At 68.7% G+C, this 20,299-nt stretch carries 19 protein-coding genes; 13 read left to right on the top strand and 6 right to left on the bottom strand.

Annotated elements, in window-relative coordinates:
* The first annotated feature begins 37 nt into the window (after positions 1-37).
* Positions 38-217 (top strand): hypothetical protein, encoded by a 180-nt coding sequence (locus ACX9OW_RS09940; RefSeq protein WP_053519558.1) that lies wholly within the window; start codon positions 38-40, stop codon positions 215-217.
* Positions 218-252: 35 nt separating this feature from the next.
* A complete protein-coding gene (locus ACX9OW_RS09945) occupies positions 253-846 on the top strand; it encodes a mechanosensitive ion channel family protein (RefSeq protein ID WP_080375333.1) in 594 nt (197 codons plus the stop codon).
* 10 nt (positions 847-856) lie between these two features.
* Here the strand turns inward: ACX9OW_RS09945 and ACX9OW_RS09950 are convergent, their stop codons facing one another.
* Positions 857-1,123 (bottom strand): DksA/TraR family C4-type zinc finger protein, encoded by a 267-nt coding sequence (locus tag ACX9OW_RS09950; protein ID WP_053519557.1) that lies wholly within the window; start codon positions 1,121-1,123, stop codon positions 857-859.
* Positions 1,124-1,248: 125 nt separating this feature from the next.
* Positions 1,249-1,806: a DUF2058 domain-containing protein gene (locus ACX9OW_RS09955; RefSeq protein WP_053519556.1), complete on the bottom strand. Its 558-nt coding sequence runs from the start codon at positions 1,804-1,806 to the stop codon at positions 1,249-1,251.
* A gap of 63 nt (positions 1,807-1,869) precedes the next feature.
* Here ACX9OW_RS09955 and ACX9OW_RS09960 point away from each other — a divergent pair, with 63 nt between their 5' ends.
* From ACX9OW_RS09960 to ACX9OW_RS09970, 3 genes are read left to right on the top strand one after another with little or no spacing between them, the layout of a single operon-like run.
* On the top strand, positions 1,870-2,370 hold the full coding sequence (locus ACX9OW_RS09960; RefSeq protein ID WP_459062224.1) for a M48 metallopeptidase family protein: 501 nt from the start codon (positions 1,870-1,872) through the stop codon (positions 2,368-2,370).
* Positions 2,371-2,418: 48 nt separating this feature from the next.
* Positions 2,419-3,117, top strand: a complete 699-nt coding sequence (locus ACX9OW_RS09965) for an RNA pseudouridine synthase (RefSeq protein ID WP_459062225.1) — start codon at positions 2,419-2,421, stop codon at positions 3,115-3,117.
* Between the two features lie 42 nt (positions 3,118-3,159).
* Positions 3,160-4,728, top strand: a complete 1,569-nt coding sequence (locus ACX9OW_RS09970; protein WP_197601114.1) for a phospholipase D family protein — start codon at positions 3,160-3,162, stop codon at positions 4,726-4,728.
* Positions 4,729-4,731: 3 nt separating this feature from the next.
* On the opposite strand, the gene ACX9OW_RS09975 is transcribed toward ACX9OW_RS09970, so the two are convergent.
* Positions 4,732-5,814, bottom strand: a complete 1,083-nt coding sequence (locus ACX9OW_RS09975) for an HDOD domain-containing protein (RefSeq protein ID WP_065181815.1) — start codon at positions 5,812-5,814, stop codon at positions 4,732-4,734.
* A 280-nt stretch (positions 5,815-6,094) separates the two neighbouring features.
* Here ACX9OW_RS09975 and ACX9OW_RS09980 point away from each other — a divergent pair, with 280 nt between their 5' ends.
* Positions 6,095-7,192 carry a Glu/Leu/Phe/Val dehydrogenase dimerization domain-containing protein gene (locus ACX9OW_RS09980; protein WP_053519551.1) on the top strand — a complete coding sequence of 366 codons (1,098 nt, stop codon included), beginning with the start codon at positions 6,095-6,097 and terminating at the stop codon, positions 7,190-7,192.
* A 58-nt stretch (positions 7,193-7,250) separates the two neighbouring features.
* On the opposite strand, the gene ACX9OW_RS09985 is transcribed toward ACX9OW_RS09980, so the two are convergent.
* Positions 7,251-10,079, bottom strand: a complete 2,829-nt coding sequence (locus ACX9OW_RS09985; protein ID WP_459062226.1) for a S8 family serine peptidase — start codon at positions 10,077-10,079, stop codon at positions 7,251-7,253.
* A 183-nt stretch (positions 10,080-10,262) separates the two neighbouring features.
* On the opposite strand from ACX9OW_RS09985, the gene ACX9OW_RS09990 reads away from it, so the two are divergent.
* The 3 genes from ACX9OW_RS09990 to ACX9OW_RS10000 all read left to right on the top strand — a co-directional run bounded on the left by ACX9OW_RS09990 (position 10,263) and on the right by ACX9OW_RS10000 (position 12,459).
* On the top strand, positions 10,263-11,438 hold the full coding sequence (locus ACX9OW_RS09990) for a thiolase family protein (RefSeq protein WP_053519550.1): 1,176 nt from the start codon (positions 10,263-10,265) through the stop codon (positions 11,436-11,438).
* A gap of 122 nt (positions 11,439-11,560) precedes the next feature.
* Entirely contained in the window at positions 11,561-11,902 is a 342-nt protein-coding gene (locus ACX9OW_RS09995; protein WP_053519549.1) for a hypothetical protein, read from the top strand.
* Between the two features lie 146 nt (positions 11,903-12,048).
* The gene (locus tag ACX9OW_RS10000) at positions 12,049-12,459 is read left to right on the top strand and encodes a hypothetical protein (RefSeq protein ID WP_053519548.1); all 411 of its coding nucleotides are present in this window, start codon (positions 12,049-12,051) and stop codon (positions 12,457-12,459) included.
* Positions 12,460-12,518: 59 nt separating this feature from the next.
* Here ACX9OW_RS10000 and ACX9OW_RS10005 read toward each other — a convergent pair whose 3' ends face one another.
* The gene (locus ACX9OW_RS10005; protein WP_053519547.1) at positions 12,519-14,156 is read right to left on the bottom strand and encodes an acyl-CoA dehydrogenase family protein; all 1,638 of its coding nucleotides are present in this window, start codon (positions 14,154-14,156) and stop codon (positions 12,519-12,521) included.
* 112 nt (positions 14,157-14,268) lie between these two features.
* Here ACX9OW_RS10005 and ACX9OW_RS10010 point away from each other — a divergent pair, with 112 nt between their 5' ends.
* The 4 genes from ACX9OW_RS10010 to pdeM are packed head-to-tail and all read left to right on the top strand — an operon-like array spanning position 14,269 to position 19,958.
* Complete coding sequence (locus ACX9OW_RS10010) at positions 14,269-15,267, top strand: ligase-associated DNA damage response exonuclease (RefSeq protein ID WP_459062227.1); 999 nt, start codon at positions 14,269-14,271, stop codon at positions 15,265-15,267.
* Positions 15,264-16,871, top strand: coding sequence for an ATP-dependent DNA ligase (locus ACX9OW_RS10015; protein WP_459062228.1), 1,608 nt, complete (start codon positions 15,264-15,266; stop codon positions 16,869-16,871). The genes ACX9OW_RS10010 and ACX9OW_RS10015 overlap by 4 nt, the downstream gene beginning before the upstream one ends.
* Entirely contained in the window at positions 16,868-19,327 is a 2,460-nt protein-coding gene (locus ACX9OW_RS10020; protein WP_459062229.1) for a ligase-associated DNA damage response DEXH box helicase, read from the top strand. The genes ACX9OW_RS10015 and ACX9OW_RS10020 overlap by 4 nt, the downstream gene beginning before the upstream one ends.
* On the top strand, positions 19,317-19,958 hold the full coding sequence (gene pdeM / locus ACX9OW_RS10025; RefSeq protein ID WP_065181810.1) for a ligase-associated DNA damage response endonuclease PdeM: 642 nt from the start codon (positions 19,317-19,319) through the stop codon (positions 19,956-19,958). The genes ACX9OW_RS10020 and pdeM overlap by 11 nt, the downstream gene beginning before the upstream one ends.
* An 18-nt stretch (positions 19,959-19,976) precedes the next feature.
* Here pdeM and ACX9OW_RS10030 read toward each other — a convergent pair whose 3' ends face one another.
* Positions 19,977-20,249 carry a hypothetical protein gene (locus tag ACX9OW_RS10030; RefSeq protein WP_053519542.1) on the bottom strand — a complete coding sequence of 91 codons (273 nt, stop codon included), beginning with the start codon at positions 20,247-20,249 and terminating at the stop codon, positions 19,977-19,979.
* Positions 20,250-20,299 lie beyond the last annotated feature (50 nt).

The raw sequence follows: 20,299 nt of genomic DNA on the forward strand, positions 1-20,299 counted from the left end.
GGAGGGTCCTTCGTGAAATACCGTCCGGGAGCCCGCCATGTCCAGCCCATCGTGTGCCGCCCTGCTGGCCGTCGCTGCCTGCGTCGCGCTGCAGGTGCTTGGCCTGTCGCTGCAGCTCCACCCCGAGCGCGGCCGGGCCTGCCTGCAGCAGCAGCGCCAGGAGCTGGTGTGCCTGGCGTGGAGGCCGATGGTCGAATCGCCGGCACGTGCCGGGTAACATCGGCGACCACCACCGCTACCTGCTGTCGCCCCATGATGTTGTCGCTGAAGGATCACCTGCCGGCCTGGACCCATCCCTGGCTGCACAACATGGGCATCGCCCTGCAGATCGCGCTCGTCCTGCTGGCCGCCTGGCTGCTGCGGCTGCTGGCGCGCCGCCTGATCCGCCGATTCGCCGACCACTACACCCTGCCGCCGGAAATGGTGATGGGCGCGCGCCGCATCACCAGTTTCGTGGTCTATTTCAGTGCACTGCTGTACATCCTGAGCCTGCTGGGGGCCTCACCGGCAGTGCTGTGGACGGCATTCACGGGCTTTGCAGCCGTCGGTGCGGTGGCCTTCTTCGCGGCCTGGAGCGTGCTCTCCAACATCTTCTGCACGCTGCTGATCTTCACTACCCGCCCGTTCCGCCTACATGACTACATCGAGGTGCTGGAGAACGGCGAGAAGCCCGGACTGAAGGGCCGGGTGATCGATGTGAACCTGATCTACACCACGTTGCAGGAGACCGGCGAAGGCCACGAAGGCACGGTACTGCAGCTGCCGAACAACCTGTTCTTCCAGCGCACCGTACGCCGCTGGCGCGATCCGGCACAGGCGCCGGGCGGCATCCAGGGCGACGGCTGAGCCGCCCACATCAACGCAGCTGGCTGTCTTTGCTGCCGCGACGGTTGTAGCTGCTGTGCGCCTGCTCTTCCTCATCGTGCGCCTGCTGGCAGGCCACGCACAGCCGTACGCCGGGCACGGCGTTGCGCCGCGCCAACGGAATCGGTGCGTCGCATTCCTCGCAGTGCTCCAGACCCGGGCCCTGGCGCAGCTGGCGCCGCGCGCGGGCAATCGCATCGTCTACCGTCGCGTCGATCTGGTCCTGGACCGCGCCATCTCCCGCCCAACCGGTAGCCATGTCCGTCCTCCGCAGGTGTGTGGCCTGATATGGGGACGATACACCCACGGAAAAGGCCGGGCAGTGCCCCGCCCGGCCCGTGCTTCAGCTACCTGTCTGCCCGTGGGGACGCCTGCGGCAGCGGCTTACCAGACCAGATCGTCAGGAATCTGGAACTGCGCGTAATAGGCATCATCTTCGGCGTTGCCGGTGGAGATCTCCTCCGTCGAGCCCGGCTGCCCGTGGTCGACCACGATGGCTTCCGGCGCACGCTCGCGCACCTTTTCCGCCGCAGCACGGGGCAGCAACGCGTAACCCTCGCCCTGGGCGACGATGACCAGCACGCCCACCGACAGCGCCTTGCGCAGCTTGGGGTCGATCAGCAGGGTACGGATCGTGCTGCCATCGCTGAAGCGATACTCGTCCTCGCCCTTATGCGGCACGGCATGGGCGGCGATGATCTGCTTTGCCTGCGCCTTCTGCTCGGCCAGCCTGGCCTGTGCGTTGCGCTCGGCGGCCAGGGCACGATCACGCTCGATCTTCTCGGCGCGGGCGCGTTCAGCCTCACGCTGCACCTCGGCCGACGTCGATTCAGCCTTGCCCTGGCGCGCCTTGGCCTGTTCGCGTGCGGCGGCGCTGGCCTGCGACTTCTTGGCCAGGCCGGCCTTGAGCAATTGTTCCTGCAGCGCGTTGGGCTTTGCCATGGTCGGTGCGTACCGCGTGTAATCTTGGATGCCCCCATTCTACCGACGCCCCGCCGCCCCTGCATGGCAGTCCTGAAGTACCTCACCGGTTATCCCGAACCCCTGGTCGCCCAGGTCAGCGAACTGCTGGCGCAGGGCCGGCTCGGCCCGTGGCTGCAGCAGCGCTATCCCGAGCCCCATGAGGTGCGCAGCGACCGCCAGCTCTACGACTACACCCAGGAGCTGAAAGACCGCTACCTGCGCAAGTCGGTACCGCTCAACAAGGTCTGCTACGACAACACGCTGGAAGTGATCAAGCATGCACTGGGCACGCATACCGCCATTTCCCGCGTGCATGGCAGCCGCCTCAAGGCCAGCCGTGAGATCCGCATCGCCACGGTGTTCCGGCAGGCGCCGGCCGCCTTCCTGCGCATGATCGTGGTGCACGAGCTGGCGCATCTGAAGGAAGCCGACCACAACAAGGCCTTCTACCAGCTCTGCCATCACATGGAGCCCGATTACCTGCAGCTGGAATTCGACACCCGCCTGTACCTGACCGAGCTGGCCAACCGCAGCCAGCGCTGACCGCGCGCAGGGGCTACACTGCGCGGCCCCCGCCCGACCTGCCCGCCCATGGAACCGATACGCCTCGACAAACGCTTGTCCGCCCTGCTCGGCATCCCGCGCGGCGAAGCGCGGCGCTACATTGAAGGTGGCTGGGTCACGGTCGATGGCGAGGTGGTCGAACAGCCACAGCGCCCGGTCGATGACACTGCGGTGATCGTGGTCGATGAACAGGCCAATGACAGCAAGGCCGAGCGCGTGGGCATGCTGCTGCACAAGCCGGCTGGTGCTGCCGCCGAAACCCTGTGTGCGCTGGTCAGCAGCAACAGCCACAGCGCTCTGGACGCCAGCGGCATCCGGCCACTGCAGCGCCATTTCCACGGGTTGCAGCTGGCTGCGTCCCTGCCCGCGGCAGACAGCGGCCTGGTCGTGGTCAGCCAGGACCCGGCCACGCTGGCCCACCTGCAGCGCAATCTCGGCCGCACCGAACAGGAGTATCTGGTCGAAGTGGCAGAAGGCGGGCCGGAACGGGGCCCCTGGCTGCTGGCCCGGCTGCAGCAGGAGTCGGGCGGGGCCAAGGCGAGCTGGCAGAGCGAGCAGCGGCTGCGCTTCGCCGGCAAGGGGCTGACGGCCAAGGGCCTGAAGACCGCGGTGGCTGCCGCTGGCCTGCAGGTCACCGCCCTGCGCCGCCTGCGCATCGGCCGGGTGGCACTGGGCCCGCTGCCGCCGGGACAGTGGCGCTACGTGGGCAGCGACGAACGGTTCTGACGCGCGCCGCCGCGCGGCACGCCGATCCACTAGCATGGGGCCATGAGCCCGCCTGCGCCTGTGTGGCGACGCCTGTTGCGCGTCGTTGCGATCATCTTCGCCATCCTCCTGCTGCTGGTCCTGTCCGGACTGCTGCTGGCCGACCACCTGACGCCACAGGCGCACGGTGAGCCGTCGCACGTACTGCCGCTGCAACCGGCGCAGACCCGCATCGACCAGCAGGTCGTGCCGCTGCAGGAGGCGCACCCCGGGCAATCCGGCGTGGCCTTCCTCGGCGATGGCATGGATGCATTCGCGGCGCGCGCGATGATCACCGCGCAGGCCGGGCGCAGTCTGGACCTGCAGTACTACATCTGGCACGACGACCTGATCGGTCACCTGATGGCCAGAGCGCTGCATGACGCCGCCGAGCGCGGGGTGCGCGTGCGCATCCTGCTGGACGACATGAATGCCAAGGACAAGGACGCGCTGATGATGGCGCTGGACCGGCATCCGAACATCGAGATCCGGCTCTACAATCCGTTCCGCAACCGCAGCGGCATCCTGCGCATGGTGGAGATGGTGCAGCGCTTCTTCAGCGTGAACCACCGCATGCACAACAAGAGCTGGATCGCCGATGGCCGTGTCGCCATCGTCGGTGGCCGCAACATCGGCGAGGAGTATTTCAGCGCGCGCACGGATGTGAACTTCCAGGACCTGGACCTGCTGGTCGCCGGCCCTGCCGTTGCACAGGCGAACCGGATATTCGACGACTACTGGAACAGCCCGGCGGCGATTCCGGTCTCCGCGCTGGCCTTCCATACCGACGCGCAGCTTCGCCTTCTGGTGCGTGAGTCCGACCATGAAGCGCAGCGCGATGCTGCCCGGCCCTATCTTGCGCGCGTGGCCGAATCACGCCATCGGCAGCGTCCCAGCCCCGAGCCGCTGCACTGGAGCAGCACCGTGCGCATCGTCTCGGATCCGCCGATGAAACACCGCAACGACGACCGCGGCAGCTGGCTCGTTACCGGGCTGATCGGTGAACTGGAGTCTGCGCGCAGCAAGGCCTTGTTGATTTCGCCCTACTTCGTGCCGGGCAACGAGGGCCTGGACGGGCTCTCGGCAATGGCGTCGCGCGGCGTGCACGTGGGCATAGTGACCAACTCCCTTGCCGCCAACGACGTTGCGGCCGTGCACGGCGGCTACATGGGCTACCGCGTGCCCCTGCTGAACGCCGGCGTGCACCTGTATGAGCTGAAGGCACAGGGCCAGGCGGGCGATGCAGGCCTGTTCGGCAGCAGCGGGGCCAGCCTGCACACCAAGGCCTTCCTGGTGGACGACCGCCGTGGCTTTGTCGGTTCCTTCAACCTCGACCCGCGCTCGGCCTATCTCAACACCGAAATGGGGGTGCTGTTCGACGACCCCGTGCTGGGCGCGCAGCTGCGCGACGAGTACCTGCGCCTGGCCGACGCCAGGCACAGCTGGTGGCTGGCAGTGGACAACCGCGATCGGCTGCGCTGGCTGGAGCGTGAGCCTCCGCCGCGCTGGGTGGAGGACGAGCCAGGTGCTACGCGGCGCCAGCGCTGGCTGTCGCGGATCATCAGCTGGCTGCCGGTGGAATCGCAGCTGTAGCGCTCAGTGTGCCCTGGCCTCGCCTTCATGCGGGGCGTCGTCCAGTGTTTCCACGCTGCGACCATGCAGGCGCCGCCAGATCCAGCGCAACGCATGGGGCGGTGCCGACGGCAGCTGCTCCAGCAGGGCCAGCATCCGGCCCTGGGTGGCGTGGCCATGCCGGCACAGCAGGCTCGCCGCCGCCGCTGCGCTGCCCAGCCGCAGGCTGTCGGACAGCGGGCCCGAGGCGTCGGCCGCCAGGGTCTGGTGCACCGGGTCGGGCAGCTCCCAGGCGGCGGCCACCCGCTGTGCCAGCGGCAACGACCACTGCTGCAGCAGCTGCAGGGCCAGGGCCGGCTGCACGTCCTCGCCGCGCGCCTGGGCTTCCTGCAGCAGCTGGCGCATCACCAGCGCCGCACCGAGTCCCTGCACCAGGCCCAGCCACTGCGCAGCGAAGGCATCGCCGGAGTTCACGCTGCGTGCGTGGTCGGCAGCAGCACGCGATGCCAGCAGGGCGTGCTCCCAGGTGATCGTGCTGAACTGCGGGAACCGCTCGCACTGAACCTGCATCACCGGCTGCACCAGCACCGCACTGATGATCTGCCGCACGCCTTCCGTGCCGACCAGGGTCACCGCCCGCTGCAGGCTCTCGACCGGGCGTTCGTGCACCTTGTACGCGGGACTGTTGGCGATACGCAGCAGGTTGCCCGTGAGTACCGGATCCTGGCCGATGATCGCCGCCATCACCCGTGCCGAGGCGGCATCATCGTTGACGGTCTGGATCAGCTGCGGCAGCAGCTGCGGCCGGCGCGGCAGCTGCCGCGTCGCCCAGTCGCGATCCTGCAGCGCGTCCGCCACCGCCTGTGCCAGTCCGGCGCTGGCGGCATCGACAGGGCCGGGCTCGCCCGCCAGTCGCGGGTACAGCGCCAGCGCGTGCAGGCCACGCTGCAGCTGCGCGGCGATCTCTCCCGGGGGCACTGGGTCTCCCTGCAGGCGGGCAGCCGCAGCGGCCACCGCCTGACGCGGCCCCGCCGACAGACGCGACGGCGCCGCGCCGGTCAGCGACGCAAGCCAGCCGCGTACCCTGCGTGCCCAGGCCAGCGTCACCGGCCGTGATCCTGTCGATGTCGTACTGCGCTCGCCATGGCCCGTCTCTGTCTCTTCACACGATCCGGCCACTGGCCATCGACGCAGCATCGGCCGCGCTTTCATCTTCTTTAACCCGCAGTGCCCATCGACGTCGACGGCAGACACTCGGGGAATGGACTAGAATGGCGCCGCGCGACCCGTCCCCCTGCACCGACGACGTCGCTTTTTTTGTTTTGGGACCCTACCGTTCACTGGTCGTTCGCTGCAGTTCGCCGCCGTTCGCACCATCGGAGACGCCATGCTATTCGAAACCCTCGCCACCACCGGCCACGAACAGGTGGTGTTCTGCCACAGCCATGACGCCGGCCTGAAGGCGATCATCGCCATCCACAACACCACCCTGGGCCCGGCCCTGGGCGGCGTGCGCATGCGTCCCTATGCCAGCACCGACGAAGCGCTGGCCGACGTGCTGCGGCTGAGCCGGACGATGACCTACAAGAATGCGCTGGCCGGCCTCAATGTCGGTGGCGGCAAGGCGGTGATCATCGGCGATCCGAAAGCGGACAAGACCGAAGTCCTGTTCCGCGCCTTCGGTCGCTATGTCGATTCGCTGGGTGGCCGCTACATCACCGCCGAAGACGTCGGTACCGACGTCAACGACATGGAGAACATCTACCTGGAAAGCCAGTTCGTGACCGGCGTCCACCAGGTGCATGGCGGCTCCGGAGATCCCGCACCGTTCACCGCCTACGGCGCGCTGCAGGCGTTGATGGCGTCGATGCGTTTCAAGTTCGGCCACGAGGAAGTGGGCAAGACCAGCATCGCAGTGCAGGGCCTGGGCCACATCGGCATGGAACTGGTCAAGCTGCTGCGCGACCGCGGCGCGAAGCTGTATGTCACCGACCTGGACGCGGCCCTGGTCGATCGCGCAGTCAGCGATTTCGGCGCCGAAGCAGTGAAGCCGGACGAGATCCACGAAGTGAATGCCGACGTCTTCGCGCCGTGCGCGCTGGAAGGCTCGATCAATGCCGACACCCTGCCGCGGATCAAGGCCAAGATCATCTGTGGCACCGCCAACAACCAGCTGTCCAGCCTGGAAATCGGCGATGAACTGCACGCGCGCGGCATCCTTTACGCACCCGATTACGCGGTCAATGCCGGTGGCGTGATGAACGTGTCGCTGGAGATCGATGGCTACAACCGCGAGCGCGCGATGCGCCTGATCCGCAGCATCTACCACAACCTGACACGCATCTTTGAACTGTCGCAGCGCGAGAACATCGCGCCGCAACGTGCGGCCGACCGAATCGCCGAGAGCCGCATCCTGTCGATCGGCAAGCTGAAGATGCCGCTGGGCCGCAGCACCCCGCGCCTGGGCAATCTGCGCGGCGGTTGACCGCCCCTGCCGGGCCTCGGCCCGGCGCCCCTCCGGGCGCCGGCAACCCCATGATGGATCAGAACCCGGCGCTGTAACGCAGCGCCGCTTGCCGTGCGTCATCACCGCCGACACGCTGATCGATGCCCAGGCTCAGACGGCCACTCCGTCCCCACCACGACTCCAGCGCAAGCCCGAGCAGCGCGCTGCCACGCGATGAGTCGGCACCGGGCAACGGTGCCCACGCGTCGACACCGACGAAGCTGGCCTGCCACTCCCCGGCGCCGCCCTGAAGGCGCTGCTGCCATTCGGCGTGCCCGCGCAGCGTCCAGCGTCCCCAGCCACGCTCGCCGCGCAGCCCCGCCAGCAGTTGACTGCGCTGCGCACGATTGGCTTCACCCCGCAGGCCGAAACCGAAGCCGCCGCGCTCGTTGAACGCCGCGGTATCCACCCGCGTGGCACTGGCACCGACATACGGTGTCAACGACGCGCCGACGGTGCCGAAGCGATAGCCGCTTTCGACACTGGCGCTGCTGAATCGACCGCCGTAGCGCGCGGAAACGCCGTAGGCACCTGCACCCAGCAGCAGCTGCCGGTCCAGTTCGCGGGTGAACCGCCCTGCGCCGAACTGCGCCAGTGCATAACCGCGCCCAACGCTCCAGCCGGCATACAGCTGCGCCTGCGCTTGGCGGTCCTGCCCGCGATCACCGTTGAAGGCACTGCCACCGTTGCTGCGTGTTTCACCGAACGCCATGCCCAGCAGGCCATGGCTGCCCAGCGGCACGTCCTGACCGGCCATCCAGCCCCGGCTGTCGGTGGCGCTGCCAGCGAAACTGCCCTGCCCTGCCTCGCCCAACGTGCTCTGCCAGGCACCGCGCAGCGCAGGCAGAGCCTGCACGCGATCGAAACGGGCGGCCACCGCGCGTCGCGACATGTCGATGCTGTCGAAGGTCGCCGCCTCGGCACGCGCGTGGGCCTTGCCGGACAGGCTCTCCAGCGTGGCCGCCAGGCCCGTGCTGCGCTGCAGGCCGGCCGCTGCACCACCGAATGGCGAATCCTGCAACGCGTGGTTGCCGTCCAGTTCGACGAACGCGCCTTCCAGCCGCGCCGCAGTTGTCTGCACACCGGCATCGAGCCCACGCGCAGCGGCGGTGACACTGATCCGGGTCAGGTTCAACCATGCGTTGTTGCTGTCATAGCCATAGCTGGTCTGCAGCAGGGCCAGCCCCTGCAGGCCACTGGATGTGGCCGCGGTGCTGAAGGTGCCGGTCACGCCGGCGGCGGCATGGATCAGATCCTGCCGGGTACCGTCCTGCGGCACGTAGCCATCGACGAATCCGTGGACGTGCACGCCACCGTCCAGACGGGCGCTGCCGGTGACCTGCAGCGCGTTGGCCCCCAGCGCGATCATCAGCTGTGCGCCGGCCTGCTGCACGTAGTTGCCTTCGATGGTCGCCGTGGTATTGGCGGTGGTCAGGAACACGCTGCTGCCGTTGGTCACGTTGCCGACCACGCGGGGCGTGCCGCCATTGAACTGCAGGCCGCTGGATGATGGATCGGCCTGCGGCAGGATGCTCACGCTGGAACGGATCACGCCGCCGTCGCGCAGCGACAGCACACCGCCTTCGATGCGGGTGGCACCGCTGTAGCTGCTGTTGCCGGTCAACGCCAGCACGCCGGCGCCCTGCTTGACCAGGCCGCCACTGCCGACGATGTCGTTGCTCCAGACCGAACCGGTGGATGCTGCGTCGACATTGGCAATCACGTCGCCCCAGTCGAAACGTCCCGGCCCGTTGATGGCCCTGCCGATGTCGAGCAGGCCGTAGCCGAACACCGGGTCCACGCCGGGGGCGCCGATGTCCTTGGCCGTGCCGAGCAGGGTCTGCCGTACCAGGTTGTTGTCGAAGTACGGATACCGCTCCCACACCAGCGCGGCCGCGCCCGACACCAGAGGTGCGGCGAAGGACGTGCCGTAGTTCCAGAAATAGCTGGTGCCCGCGTCATCCGGATAGACCGCGCTGCCGGGCGCCGCCAGACAGTAGCGTGCCGCCTGGCCGCAGGCGTTGGCGTAACCGGCCAGCGTGTCTGGCGCGTAGGGATCGACGGCCGTGGCCACCAGCCAGCCGCGCTCCAGATCCGCAGCCGGCCGCGAGCCTGCCACGCCCGCCTGGCCCGGCAATGCCGCCAGGCTGCTGGGCTCGCTGCGCGCGTCGTTGCCCGCGGCGAACACCACCAGCCCGCCGTGATTGATGACGAAAGGCCGGTACTCGCCGGCGACCTGGGCGGTGGTGGGCAGGTCGGTCCAGTACAGACCGCCCCAGGAATTGTTCATCACCTTGACGTTGTAGCTGATCAGGTCGCGGTGCACCTGGGCCACGCCGAGGGTGCCGCTGAAGGAATTGCCCTGGCCGCTGCCGTCGTCCGCCGGCGGCTTGTCGGAGATGATCCGCGCCGACACGATCTGCGCACCGGGCGCGATGCCGCCGGGCCAGCGCCCGACCGCTGCGCCCGCGGCCAGGCTGGCGACGGCAGTGCCATGGCCGACCACATCGTCCACGCCCAGATTGTTGCGGGCAGGGTCGATGTAGGTGAGGTTGGCCAGTACCCGCCCGTTCAGCGCGGCGGCCGTGCGCTGCACGCCCGAATCGACGATGCCGATGCGCACGCCCTTGCCGGTGGCACCGGTGGCCTGCGCGGCACCCGCATGGGTGACCGACAGGTGCGCATCGAAGGCCGGCTCCAGCGGTTTGGGCGGGGGCGGCGTGGTCGGCGGCGGTGGTGCGGGCGGCGGCGTGGTGGGCGGCGGGTCAACGCGCACGTTGCCACCGCCACCTCCGCCCCCACACGCCGTCAGCGCCATCGCCAGCGCCGCTGCCAGGACCGACCGTGCCATCGTCGTGCGTTCCATCGATTCCATCCCATGAACGTTGGCCCGCCTTCATCCCGGCGGGCATGCGGCGCCATCCAGCGGCAGCCATCCCCGACCCTCTATACTTGGGCCGACCCCCACGCAGTCTGCCGGGAAACCGGAGCGCATCCAACGCCCCCCGGTCTCCTTTCCGAACATTGCTTACGCATCAACGAGATTGCCATGTCCAACATCGTCATCGCCGCCGCCAAACGCACCGCCATCGGCTCCTTCCTCGGCCAGTTCAACGGTGTGCCGACCCCGACCCTCGGCGCGGCCGCCATCGCCGCAGCGCTGGAGCAGTCCGGTGTCCCGGCCAGCGACGTTTCCGAAGTCCTGATGGGCTGCGTGCTGCCGGCCAACCTTGGCCAGGCGCCCGCCCGCCAGGCCGCGATCGCCGCCGGCATCCCGCTGTCCGTCGGTGCCAGCACCCTCAACAAGGTGTGCGGCTCGGGCATGAAGACCATCATGCTCGGGCATGACCTGATCAAAGCCGGTTCGGCCAAGGTCGTGGTTGCCGGCGGCATGGAGTCGATGTCCAATGCGCCGCACCTGCTGCCCAACTCGCGCACCGGCAACCGCTTCGGCAACTTCCAGGCGGTGGACCACATGGCCCACGATGGCCTGGTCAACGCCTACGACGGCAAGGCCATGGGTGAATTCGCCGAGTGCGCCGTGGACAAGTACCAGTTCAGCCGCGAGGAGCAGGACGCCTACGCCATCGAATCGGTCAAGCGCGCGCAGGCGGCGCAGGCCAACGGTGCGTTCGCCGACGAGATCGTCGCGGTGAAGGTGGCCACCCGCAAGGGTGAGGTCGAGGTCGACACCGATGAACAGCCCGGCCGCTCGGACATCGCCAAGATTCCGACCCTGCGCCCGGCATTCAAGAAGGACGGCAGCGTGACCGCTGCCAGCTCGTCCAGCATTTCCGACGGCGCCGCCGCCGTGGTGCTGCTGACCGAGGAAGACGCCAAGGCCCGCGGCATCACCCCGCTGGCACGCATCGTCGGCCACGCCACGCATTCGCAGGAGCCGGAGTGGTTCACCACCGCACCGATCGGCGCCATCCACGCATTGCTGCAGAAGACCGGCTGGTCGCTGGACCAGGTGGATCTGTTCGAAATCAACGAAGCCTTCGCCGTGGTGGCGATGGCCCCGATGCGCGAACTGGGCATTCCCCACGACAAGCTCAACGTGAATGGTGGGGCCTGCGCATTGGGCCATCCGATCGGCGCATCCGGGGCACGCCTGGTGGTGACCCTGGTCAACGCCCTGCGCACGCGCGGTGGCAAGCGCGGCATTGCCACCCTGTGCATCGGTGGTGGCGAGGCGACCGCAATTGCCATCGAATTGATTTAAAAAGGTTTAACTGCGATTTCGCAAAAATGAATGCGGGATCGCTTGACAGCCAAACGTGGCTTGTCATCATGTTGTCGGCGCGCAGTTGCGCGTTGCCTAATCTAACGACGAGGATTCACACAATGAGCATCAACAAGCTGCTGGTCGCGATGTCCCTGGCTCTGGCCCTGGCCGCCTGCTCGAAGCAGGAAGCTGCCCAGGACGCCGCTGCTTCGGCCAACGAAGCCGCCACCGAAGCCCAGGCTGCTGCCGATCAGGCCGCCGCTGCTGGCGCCCAGACCGCCGACGCTGCCCAGCAGGCCGCCGACACCGCCGCCACCGCTGCTGACGCTTCGGCTGACGCCGCTGCCCAGGCTGCTGGCGCCGCTACCGACGCTGCTGCTGAACAGGCCAAGGACGCTGCCAAGGCTGCCGAAGGCACCGCCGAGCAGGCCAAGGACGCTGCTGAAGAAGCCAAGAAGTAATAACTTCTTTCTTCACGCTGTTCTGGAAAAGCCGCTGGTTCGCCAGCGGCTTTTTCTTTGCATCGCGTTCCGCGACCCCGCCTTCACAAGGGCGTGAATAGGCTGGCGTCCCCATCCATTGCCGCAGTGCACTACCGGAGACCGCCATGAAGATCCGCTCGCTGACCCTGTCCCTGCTGGCCGCTTCGCTGCTGATCGGCCTGGCCGCCTGCAAGGGGCCGGAAGCCGAACAGGCCCGCCAGGATGCGCGGCAGGCTGCCGACAGCGCAGGCGCCGCCGCCCGTGACGCAGTCGACCAGGCCGCCGCAGCTACCCGCGAGGCCGCCGACAAGACGGCAGCTGCATCCGAGCAGGCGGCGGCCGATACCCAGCAGGCGCTGGACAAGGCGGCCGACGCTACCGCCAATGCTGCTGACCAGGCCAAGGTCGCCGCCACCGACGCCGCTGCACACGCCAGCGATGCGACCGCGGACGCCGCACAGAAGGTCGCCGACAAGGCGCGTGATGTCGCAAATGACGCGAAGGCGAACGCGGCCAAGGAAGAAGCCAAGCACTGAGCCGCGTCCGGTACTGCAGAGCGCCGCAGCCACGCTGCGGCGCTCTACAGAATTCCACGCTACGGCAGCGCGCGCGCCAGGATTTCCGACAGGTCCAACCCGGCCGGCAGGGTGCCGAACACCCATCCATGTTCACCGCCGAGCCGGCTGCGGATGAACGCATCCGCCACCGGACTGCGTGCACGCAGCAGCAGCGCCGCCTGCAGCAGCAATGCGGTGCGCTCGCAGAACATCCGCGCCTGCGACTCTTCCGGTGCCGGGGTCGTTACCCAGCGCTGCAGCGCAGCGGCATAGCGCGCATCGCGATCAGCCACCGCCGACAGCTCGCCCTGCAGTGCGGCCAGCGTCTCCGGTTCGCGGGCCAGTGCCCGCAGCACATCCAGGCACTGGATGTTGCCGCTGCCTTCCCAGATCGAGTTCAGCGGCGCCTGCCGGTACAGGCGCGGCAGCATTGATTCCTCCACATAGCCCGCGCCGCCCAGGCATTCCTGCGCCTCGTTGACGAAGGTCGCCGCCCGCTTGCACACCCAGTATTTGCCCAGCGCCGTGCCCAGCCTGGCCAGCGCCGCCTCGCCGGCATCGAAGGACGCACGGTCCACCGCACGCGCGATGCGCATCGACAGCACCGTCGCCGCTTCCGATTCCAGTGCGAGGTCGGCCAGCACGTTGGCCATCAACGGATGCTCCACCAGCAACCGGCCGAAGGTGCGGCGGTAGCGGGCATGGTGCAGCGCCTGCGCCAGCGCCATGCGCATTTCCGCTGCGGCACCCAGCATGCAGTCCAGGCGGGTCATCATCACCATGCCGATGATGGTGGCCACGCCACGCCCCTCTTCGCCCACCCGCCACGCCTGCGCGCCGCAGAACTCGACTTCGCTGGACGCGTTGGCCCAATCGCCCAGTTTGTCCTTCAGCCGCACCAGGCGGAATGCATTGCGGTCGCCATCGGCAAGCCGGCGCGGCATCAGCAGACAGGTCAGTCCGCCCGGTGCCTGCGCCAGCACGAGGAAGCCATCGCACATGGGTGCCGAGAAGAACCACTTGTGGCCGACCAGCCGATAGCGCTCGCCGTCGATGGGCTCTGCTCGCGTGGTGTTGGCGCGCACATCCGAGCCCCCCTGCTTCTCGGTCATGCCCATGCCCAGGGTGATGCCGGCCTTGTCGGCCACCGGTACGTCGCGCGGGTCGTACACCGGTGCGGCGGCCTTGCGCGCCCATTCGGCCAGGTTCGGCTGCGACCGCAGCACCGCTACCGCCGCATGGGTCATCGTCAACGGGCAACTGGTACCCGCCTCGGCCTGGTGGTGCAGATAGCTCAGCGCCGCGCGTGCAACATGCGCACCCGGCTGCGGCTCATGCCAGGACAGGCCGGCCACGCCATGCGCCTTCGCGGCGGTCATCAGCTGGTGGTAGGCCGGATGGAACTCCACCGTATCGATGCGATGCCCCTGCGCGTCATGGGTGCGTAGGCGCGGGCGGTCGCGGTTGGCATCGAATCCGAGCCGGTACAGCTCGTCACCGGCCAGCGCACCGTACTGCGCCAGGCGCGGGACGAAGGCTGCGGCGCCTTCGCGATGCACCGCCTCCATCAACGCTGCGTCATCGGTCCACAGCTGGCGCCCGGCGAACGGTGGCGGCTGATTGAGCACCACATGGGTCTCGAAGGGGGCAGTGCTGCTGAAACCCGGTCCACTCATGCGATCCATCCGGCGGCAAGAGGTATGCGATCCGATTGTGCCGCATGCTGCGCCAAGCCCGCGTTCAGGCCGGTTCTCACCCCGTGCACGAGCCGCGCGCCACAGTGCAGCCATGGCAGGCAACGACGATCTTGTGGTGCTGCGCCCGGAAGGGCTGTACTGCGCTGCTGGCGATTTCCACATCGATCCCTGGCGGCCGGTGCCGCGCGCGGTCATCACCCATGGTCATGGTGACCACGCGCGCCCGGGCATGGGCGAATACCACTGCAGCACGGGCAGCGCGCCGATCCTGCGCTGGCGGCTGGGCGACGTACCGCTGCACGCGCATGCCGAGGGCGCATCCTTTACGCTGGGCCGGGTGCAGGTGTCACTGCATCCGGCCGGTCATGTGCTCGGCTCCTCGCAGGTGCGCATCGATGATGGCCGGCAGGTGTGGGTCGCCTCCGGTGACTACAAGCGCCAGCCCGACCCCACCTGTACGCCGTTCGAAGTGGTGCCCTGCGATACCTTCATCACCGAGGCGACCTTCGCCCTGCCCATCTACCGCTGGCCGGACACCGCAGCCGTGGCTGCCGAGATCGCGTCCTGGCGCGAGGAATGCGCGCAGCGCGGCGAAGCCGCCGTCCTGCTCTGCTACGCATTGGGCAAGGCCCAGCGCGTGCTGGCCGAGCTGCTGGCACGGGGCGAACCGCCGGCATGGCTGCACGGTGCCATCGCCAATGGCGTGGCCGTCTATCGCGCTGCGGGCGTACCGATGCTGGACACGATCGCCGTCGCCGAACAGGGGCGCCAGGCCGATGCGGCCGGACGGCTGATCCTCGCCCCGCCCTCGGCCGCCGGCACGCCCTGGCTGCGCCGCTTCGGGCGCCACCAGCTCGGTTTCGCCTCCGGTTGGATGCAGCTGCGCGGAAACCGCCGGCGCCGCAACGTCGATCGTGGCTTCGTGATCTCCGACCACGCCGACTGGCCCGCGTTGCTGCGTACCATCGAGCAGACCGGCGCACGACGCGTCATCGCGACGCATGGCAACACCGATGCGCTGATTCCGTTCCTGCGCGAACGCGGTGTCGCCGCGGAGGCTTTCCGCACCGATTTCGGGAGCGAGGAATGAAGGCCTTCGCCGCGCTGTACCAACGCCTCGATCGCAGCACCGCCACGCTGGACAAGCGCGCGGCGCTGGTCGATTACTTCCGTCACGCGCGACCGCACGATGCGGCCTGGGCCCTGTTCCTGCTCAGTGGTGGCAAGGTCGGGGGGGCGCGCCGGAAGATCGCTGCCAGCGGCGAGCTGCGCCGCTGGATCGGCGAGGAAGCCGGACTGCCTGCGTGGCTGGTCGAGGACAGCTATGCGCAGGTCGGCGATCTGGCGGAGACACTGACCCTGCTGCTGGACGACCCAACGGCAATGGCGCCGGACCGCCCTCTGGCCGACTGGATCGAACAGCATCTGCTGGCCGTGGCCAATCAGCCCGAGCCCGAGCGACGTGCAGCCGTGGTCGAGGGCTGGCGCCAGCTGCCCGCGAACGAACGCCTGGTGTTCAACAAGCTGCTGACCGGTGCACTGCGCGTCGGCGTGTCGCAGCGGCTGGTCCAGCAGGCACTGGCCGAACTGTCCGGGCTGGACATCGCGCGCATCGCGCAGCGCATGCTGGGCACCTGGGTGCCCTCGCCCACCCTGCTCGCACAGCTGATGTCGCCGGAAGAACTGCCGCTGGACCGCCAGCAGCCATATCCGTTCTTCCTCGCTTCGCCGCTGGAAGCTGAGCCCGGTGATCGCCTGGGCAGCATCGACGACTGGCTGCTGGAATGGAAATGGGACGGCATCCGCCTGCAGCTGCTGCGTCGTCGCGGCGAGGTGGCGCTGTGGTCGCGTGGCGAAGAGCGCCTGGACGGCCGGTTCCCCGAGATCGAGCAGGCCGCCGCACTGCTGCCGGAGGGATCGGTGCTGGATGGCGAACTGCTGGCCTGGGATGAGCCGGCCGATCTTCCCAAAGCCTTCACCGCCCTGCAGACCCGCATCCAGCGCCGCAAGCCGGGCGCCACCACGCTGCGTACGACACCGGTGCGGATGCTGGCCTACGACCTGCTCGAACGCGACGGCAACGACCTGCGCGCATTGCCGCTTCAGCAGAGGCGCGTGCAGCTGGCGGAACTGCTCGGCACGCTCGGCGATGCGCGCATCCAGCTGTCGCCGGAGGTGCCCGCCGGGGACTGGGCACGGGCGGCCGCGCTGCGCGACGCGGCGCGCGAGCGCGGCGTGGAGGGCCTGATGCTGAAGCGCCGCAACTCGGCGTATCAGTCCGGCCGGCGCCGTGGCGACTGGTGGAAGTGGAAGGTCGATCCACTCACCATCGATGCCGTGCTGCTGTACGCACAGGCCGGCCATGGCCGGCGCAGCACGCTGTACACCGATTACACCTTCGGCGTATGGGACGGCGATGCGCTGGTTCCGGTGGCCAAGGCCTACTCGGGCCTGGACGATCAGGAAATCCTCGCCCTTGATCGCTGGATCCGCGCCAACACCCGCGAGCGCTTCGGGCCGGTACGCAGCGTCCGCGCCGAGCAGGTGTTCGAACTCGGCTTCGAGGCGGTCAACCGCAGTGCACGGCACAAATCAGGAATCGCCGTGCGTTTTCCGCGCATCCTGCGCTGGCGCCACGACAAGCCGGCCAGCGAGGCCGATCAGCTGGCGACGCTGCAGGCCCTGGCACGATGACGCGGAGCGAGGCCCTGCAGCGGCTGAACGGCTGGTTTGCCAGCCGCGGCTGGAAACCCCTGCCCTTCCAGCGCGCCATGTGGCGTCACTACCTGGCAGGCGAATCGGGCCTGCTGCATACCCCCACCGGCAGCGGCAAGACGCTGGCGATGTTCGGCGGACCGCTGCTGCAGGCGATGATCGCGCCCGCACCCGTACCCGCCCGCCCCAGCGCGGTGCGCCCATTGCAGGTGCTGTGGGTGACCCCGCTGCGTGCCCTGGCCAGCGACACCGCACGCGCACTGCAATCGGTCGTCGATGGCCTGGGCCTGGGGTGGCGCGTGGGCCTGCGCAGCGGCGACGCCAGCCAGCGCGAGCGGCGCCTGGCGCGCGAAGGGCGCATCGACGTGCTGGTGACCACGCCCGAATCACTGGCACTGCTGCTCACCTACCCCGATACCCTGCCACGCATGCATCAGCTGCGCTGCGTGGTGGTCGACGAATGGCATGAACTGCTGGGCAACAAGCGCGGCGTGCTGCTGCAGCTGAATCTTGCACTGCTGCGCGACACCACGCCTGCGTTGCAGCTGTGGGGATTGTCGGCCACGCTGGGCAATCTGCCGCAGGCGCGCGACGTGCTGCTGCCGGACAGGCCGGATGCACCCATCGTCGAAGGCGCGCGCCAGCGTCCGGTCACCGTCAGCAGCCTGCTGCCGGCACCGGGCGAGCGCTTTCCCTGGGCCGGACATCTTGGCCTGGCGCAGCTTCCGCGCGTGCTGGAAGCGCTGATGGCCGCGCGCAGCAGCCTGCTGTTCACCAACACGCGGGCGCAGGCCGAACTGTGGCACCAGGCGCTGGCGGCGGTGTGGCCGGAGGATGCCGCCACGCTGGCGTTGCACCACGGTTCGCTGGACCCCGCACTGCGTCAGCAGGTAGAAGACGGCCTGCGCGCCGGTGCGATGCGCTGCGTGGTTGCCACCTCCAGCCTGGATCTGGGCGTCGATTTTCCCGAAGTGGACCAGGTACTGCAGCTTGGCAGTCCGAAGGGCGTGGCGCGGCTGCGCCAGCGCGCCGGCCGTGCCAGGCATCGCCCCGGCGCCAGCGGCAGAATCCTGTGCGTGCCCAGCCATGCGCTGGAACTGGCCGAGTACGCCGCCGTCCGCCGCGCGCTGCGCGACGGCGTGGTTGAAGCCAGGCGACCGCCAACCCTGTCGCTGGACGTGCTCGCCCAGCATGCGGTCAGCCGCGCGTTGGCGGGGGGATTCACCAGCCGCTCGCTGCTGGCGCAGGTGAGGCGCACGCACGCATTCGCGCAGCTGGGCGACGCGCAATGGCAGGCTGTCCTGGACTTCATCGTGCAGGGTGGACGGGCACTGGCCCAGTACCCGGACTTCCACAAGGTGGTGCTCGACGCGGACGGCTACCATCGCGTGCACGACCGCCGCCAGGCCCTGCGCCATCGCTTGTCGATCGGCACCATCAGCAGCGATGGCGCCGTGCGTGTGCAGTTCCTGCGCGGCGGTGGCCTCGGCTCGGTGGAAGAACAGTTCGCCAGCCGCCTGCGCAGAGGCGATCGATTCCAGTTCGCCGGGCGCATGCTGGAGCTGGTGCAGCTGCGCGACATGACCGCCTATGTGCGCCTGGCCCGCAAGGGCGGTGAAGGCACCGTCCCGCGCTGGCAGGGCGGCCAGCTGCCCCTGTCCATGCCGCTCGGGCGCGAGCTGGAAGCGGTGCTGTCCGGCGCGGACGACAGCGCCGAGTCGCGCTGGCTGGCCCCCCTGATGGCACTGCAGTCACGCCTGTCTGCCCGGCCATCGCCCGCGCACCTGCTGCTGGAGGATGTCCGGCGCCGCGAAGGCCAGTTCGTGTTCGTCTATCCCTTTGCCGGGCGCCACATCCACGAGGCACTGGCGGCGTTGCTGGCGCTGCGCTGCACGCGCCGGCAGCGCAACAGCATCGGCTATGCCGTCAATGACCACGGGCTGGTGCTGGCACCGACGCAGCCGATCGAGCTGCAGGCGGAGCAATGGAAGGAACTGTTCGCGGCCGATCAGCTGCTTGAGGACCTGCGTGCCGCCGTCAATCTGGGCGAGCTCGCGCGACGCCAGTTCCGCGGAATCGCACGCGTCGCTGGCCTGCTGGTACCCAGCCTGCCCGGTGGCGCGCCGCGCTCGCTGCGCCAGCTGCAGGCCTCGGCCGGACTGCTGTACGACGTGCTGCGCGAGCACGACCCCGAGCATCTGCTGCTGGCATTGGCCGAGCATGAAGTGCTGCAGGACAGCCTGGATCTGCCGGGCCTGCAGCAGGTGCTCGAACGCATCGGCACGCAGTCACTGTCACTGCAGCATCCCGCCTCGCTGACACCGCTGGGCTTCCCGCTGTGGGCCGAGCGCCTGCGAGGACAGTTCAGCAATGAAGACTGGCGCACCCGCGTGCTGCGTGCCGCACAGCAGCTGGAGAGACGCCATGGCCGATGAGCTGGCCGTGACGCTGGGCGGTGAACCCATGCTGCTGCTCGGTGCGCGCGCACTGTGGTGGCCGGCCCGGCAGGCCTTGCTGATCGCCGACCTGCACCTGGGCAAGGCCGACCTGTTCCGCCGCGCCGGCATCGCGCTGCCGTCCGGCGGCACCCGCGACGACCTGCAGCGCCTGCAGAGGCTGGTGCAGGCAAGGGCTTGCCGCGAGCTGTGGATACTGGGCGATGTGCTGCATGGGCCGGCGCATCGTGCGGCGTGGTACCGGCAATGGCTGGGATGGCGAGAGCAGCACTCCGCGCTGGCGGTGCATGTGATACGCGGCAATCATGATCGGCACCTGCCGCACGCGGCGCTGCAGGTGGAGCTGCATGAGGAGGTGCAACTGGGCGCTTTCCTGCTGTGCCATGAACCACGGCACATGCCCGCGGCGCACGTCATTGCCGGCCATATCCATCCGCAGATCGCACTGCCGGCGCTGCGCCGCCGCTTTCCGGCATTCTGGCTCCGCGAAGGATTGACGGTGCTGCCGGCATTCTCCGCCTTCACCGGCGGCTGGGTCATCGCACCGGCGCAGGGTGAACGGCGCATCGCCTGTGTCGAACAGGGTCTGGTGGCGATGCCTGGCCGGTAAGGCCAGCGGGCGCGACGGTCAGGCTGGCCGGACGCCCGCCAGCGCCGGCATCAGATGGAAATCGGGCGTGTCGTTGCTCTGCCGGCGCGGCAGTGCCTGGACGGCCGACAGCATTTCCTGCGCGCAGGCGCGGATGTGCGTGTGGTGTTCCGGCAGCGCATGACTGATCAGGCTGCCCACATGGAACTCGAACACATCCTCCAGAACGTCGGGCTGGTCCTCGTGCAGCATCTGCAGCAATCCCCGCAGCTTGCAGATTTCCGATTCCAGCTCTTCGACCGCGAACAACATGGCGTCCTCCTCGTGAACTCGCAGCACATCCGGGCCGCAGCAGGCCGCGA

Source organism: Stenotrophomonas genospecies 5, assembly GCF_054473825.1.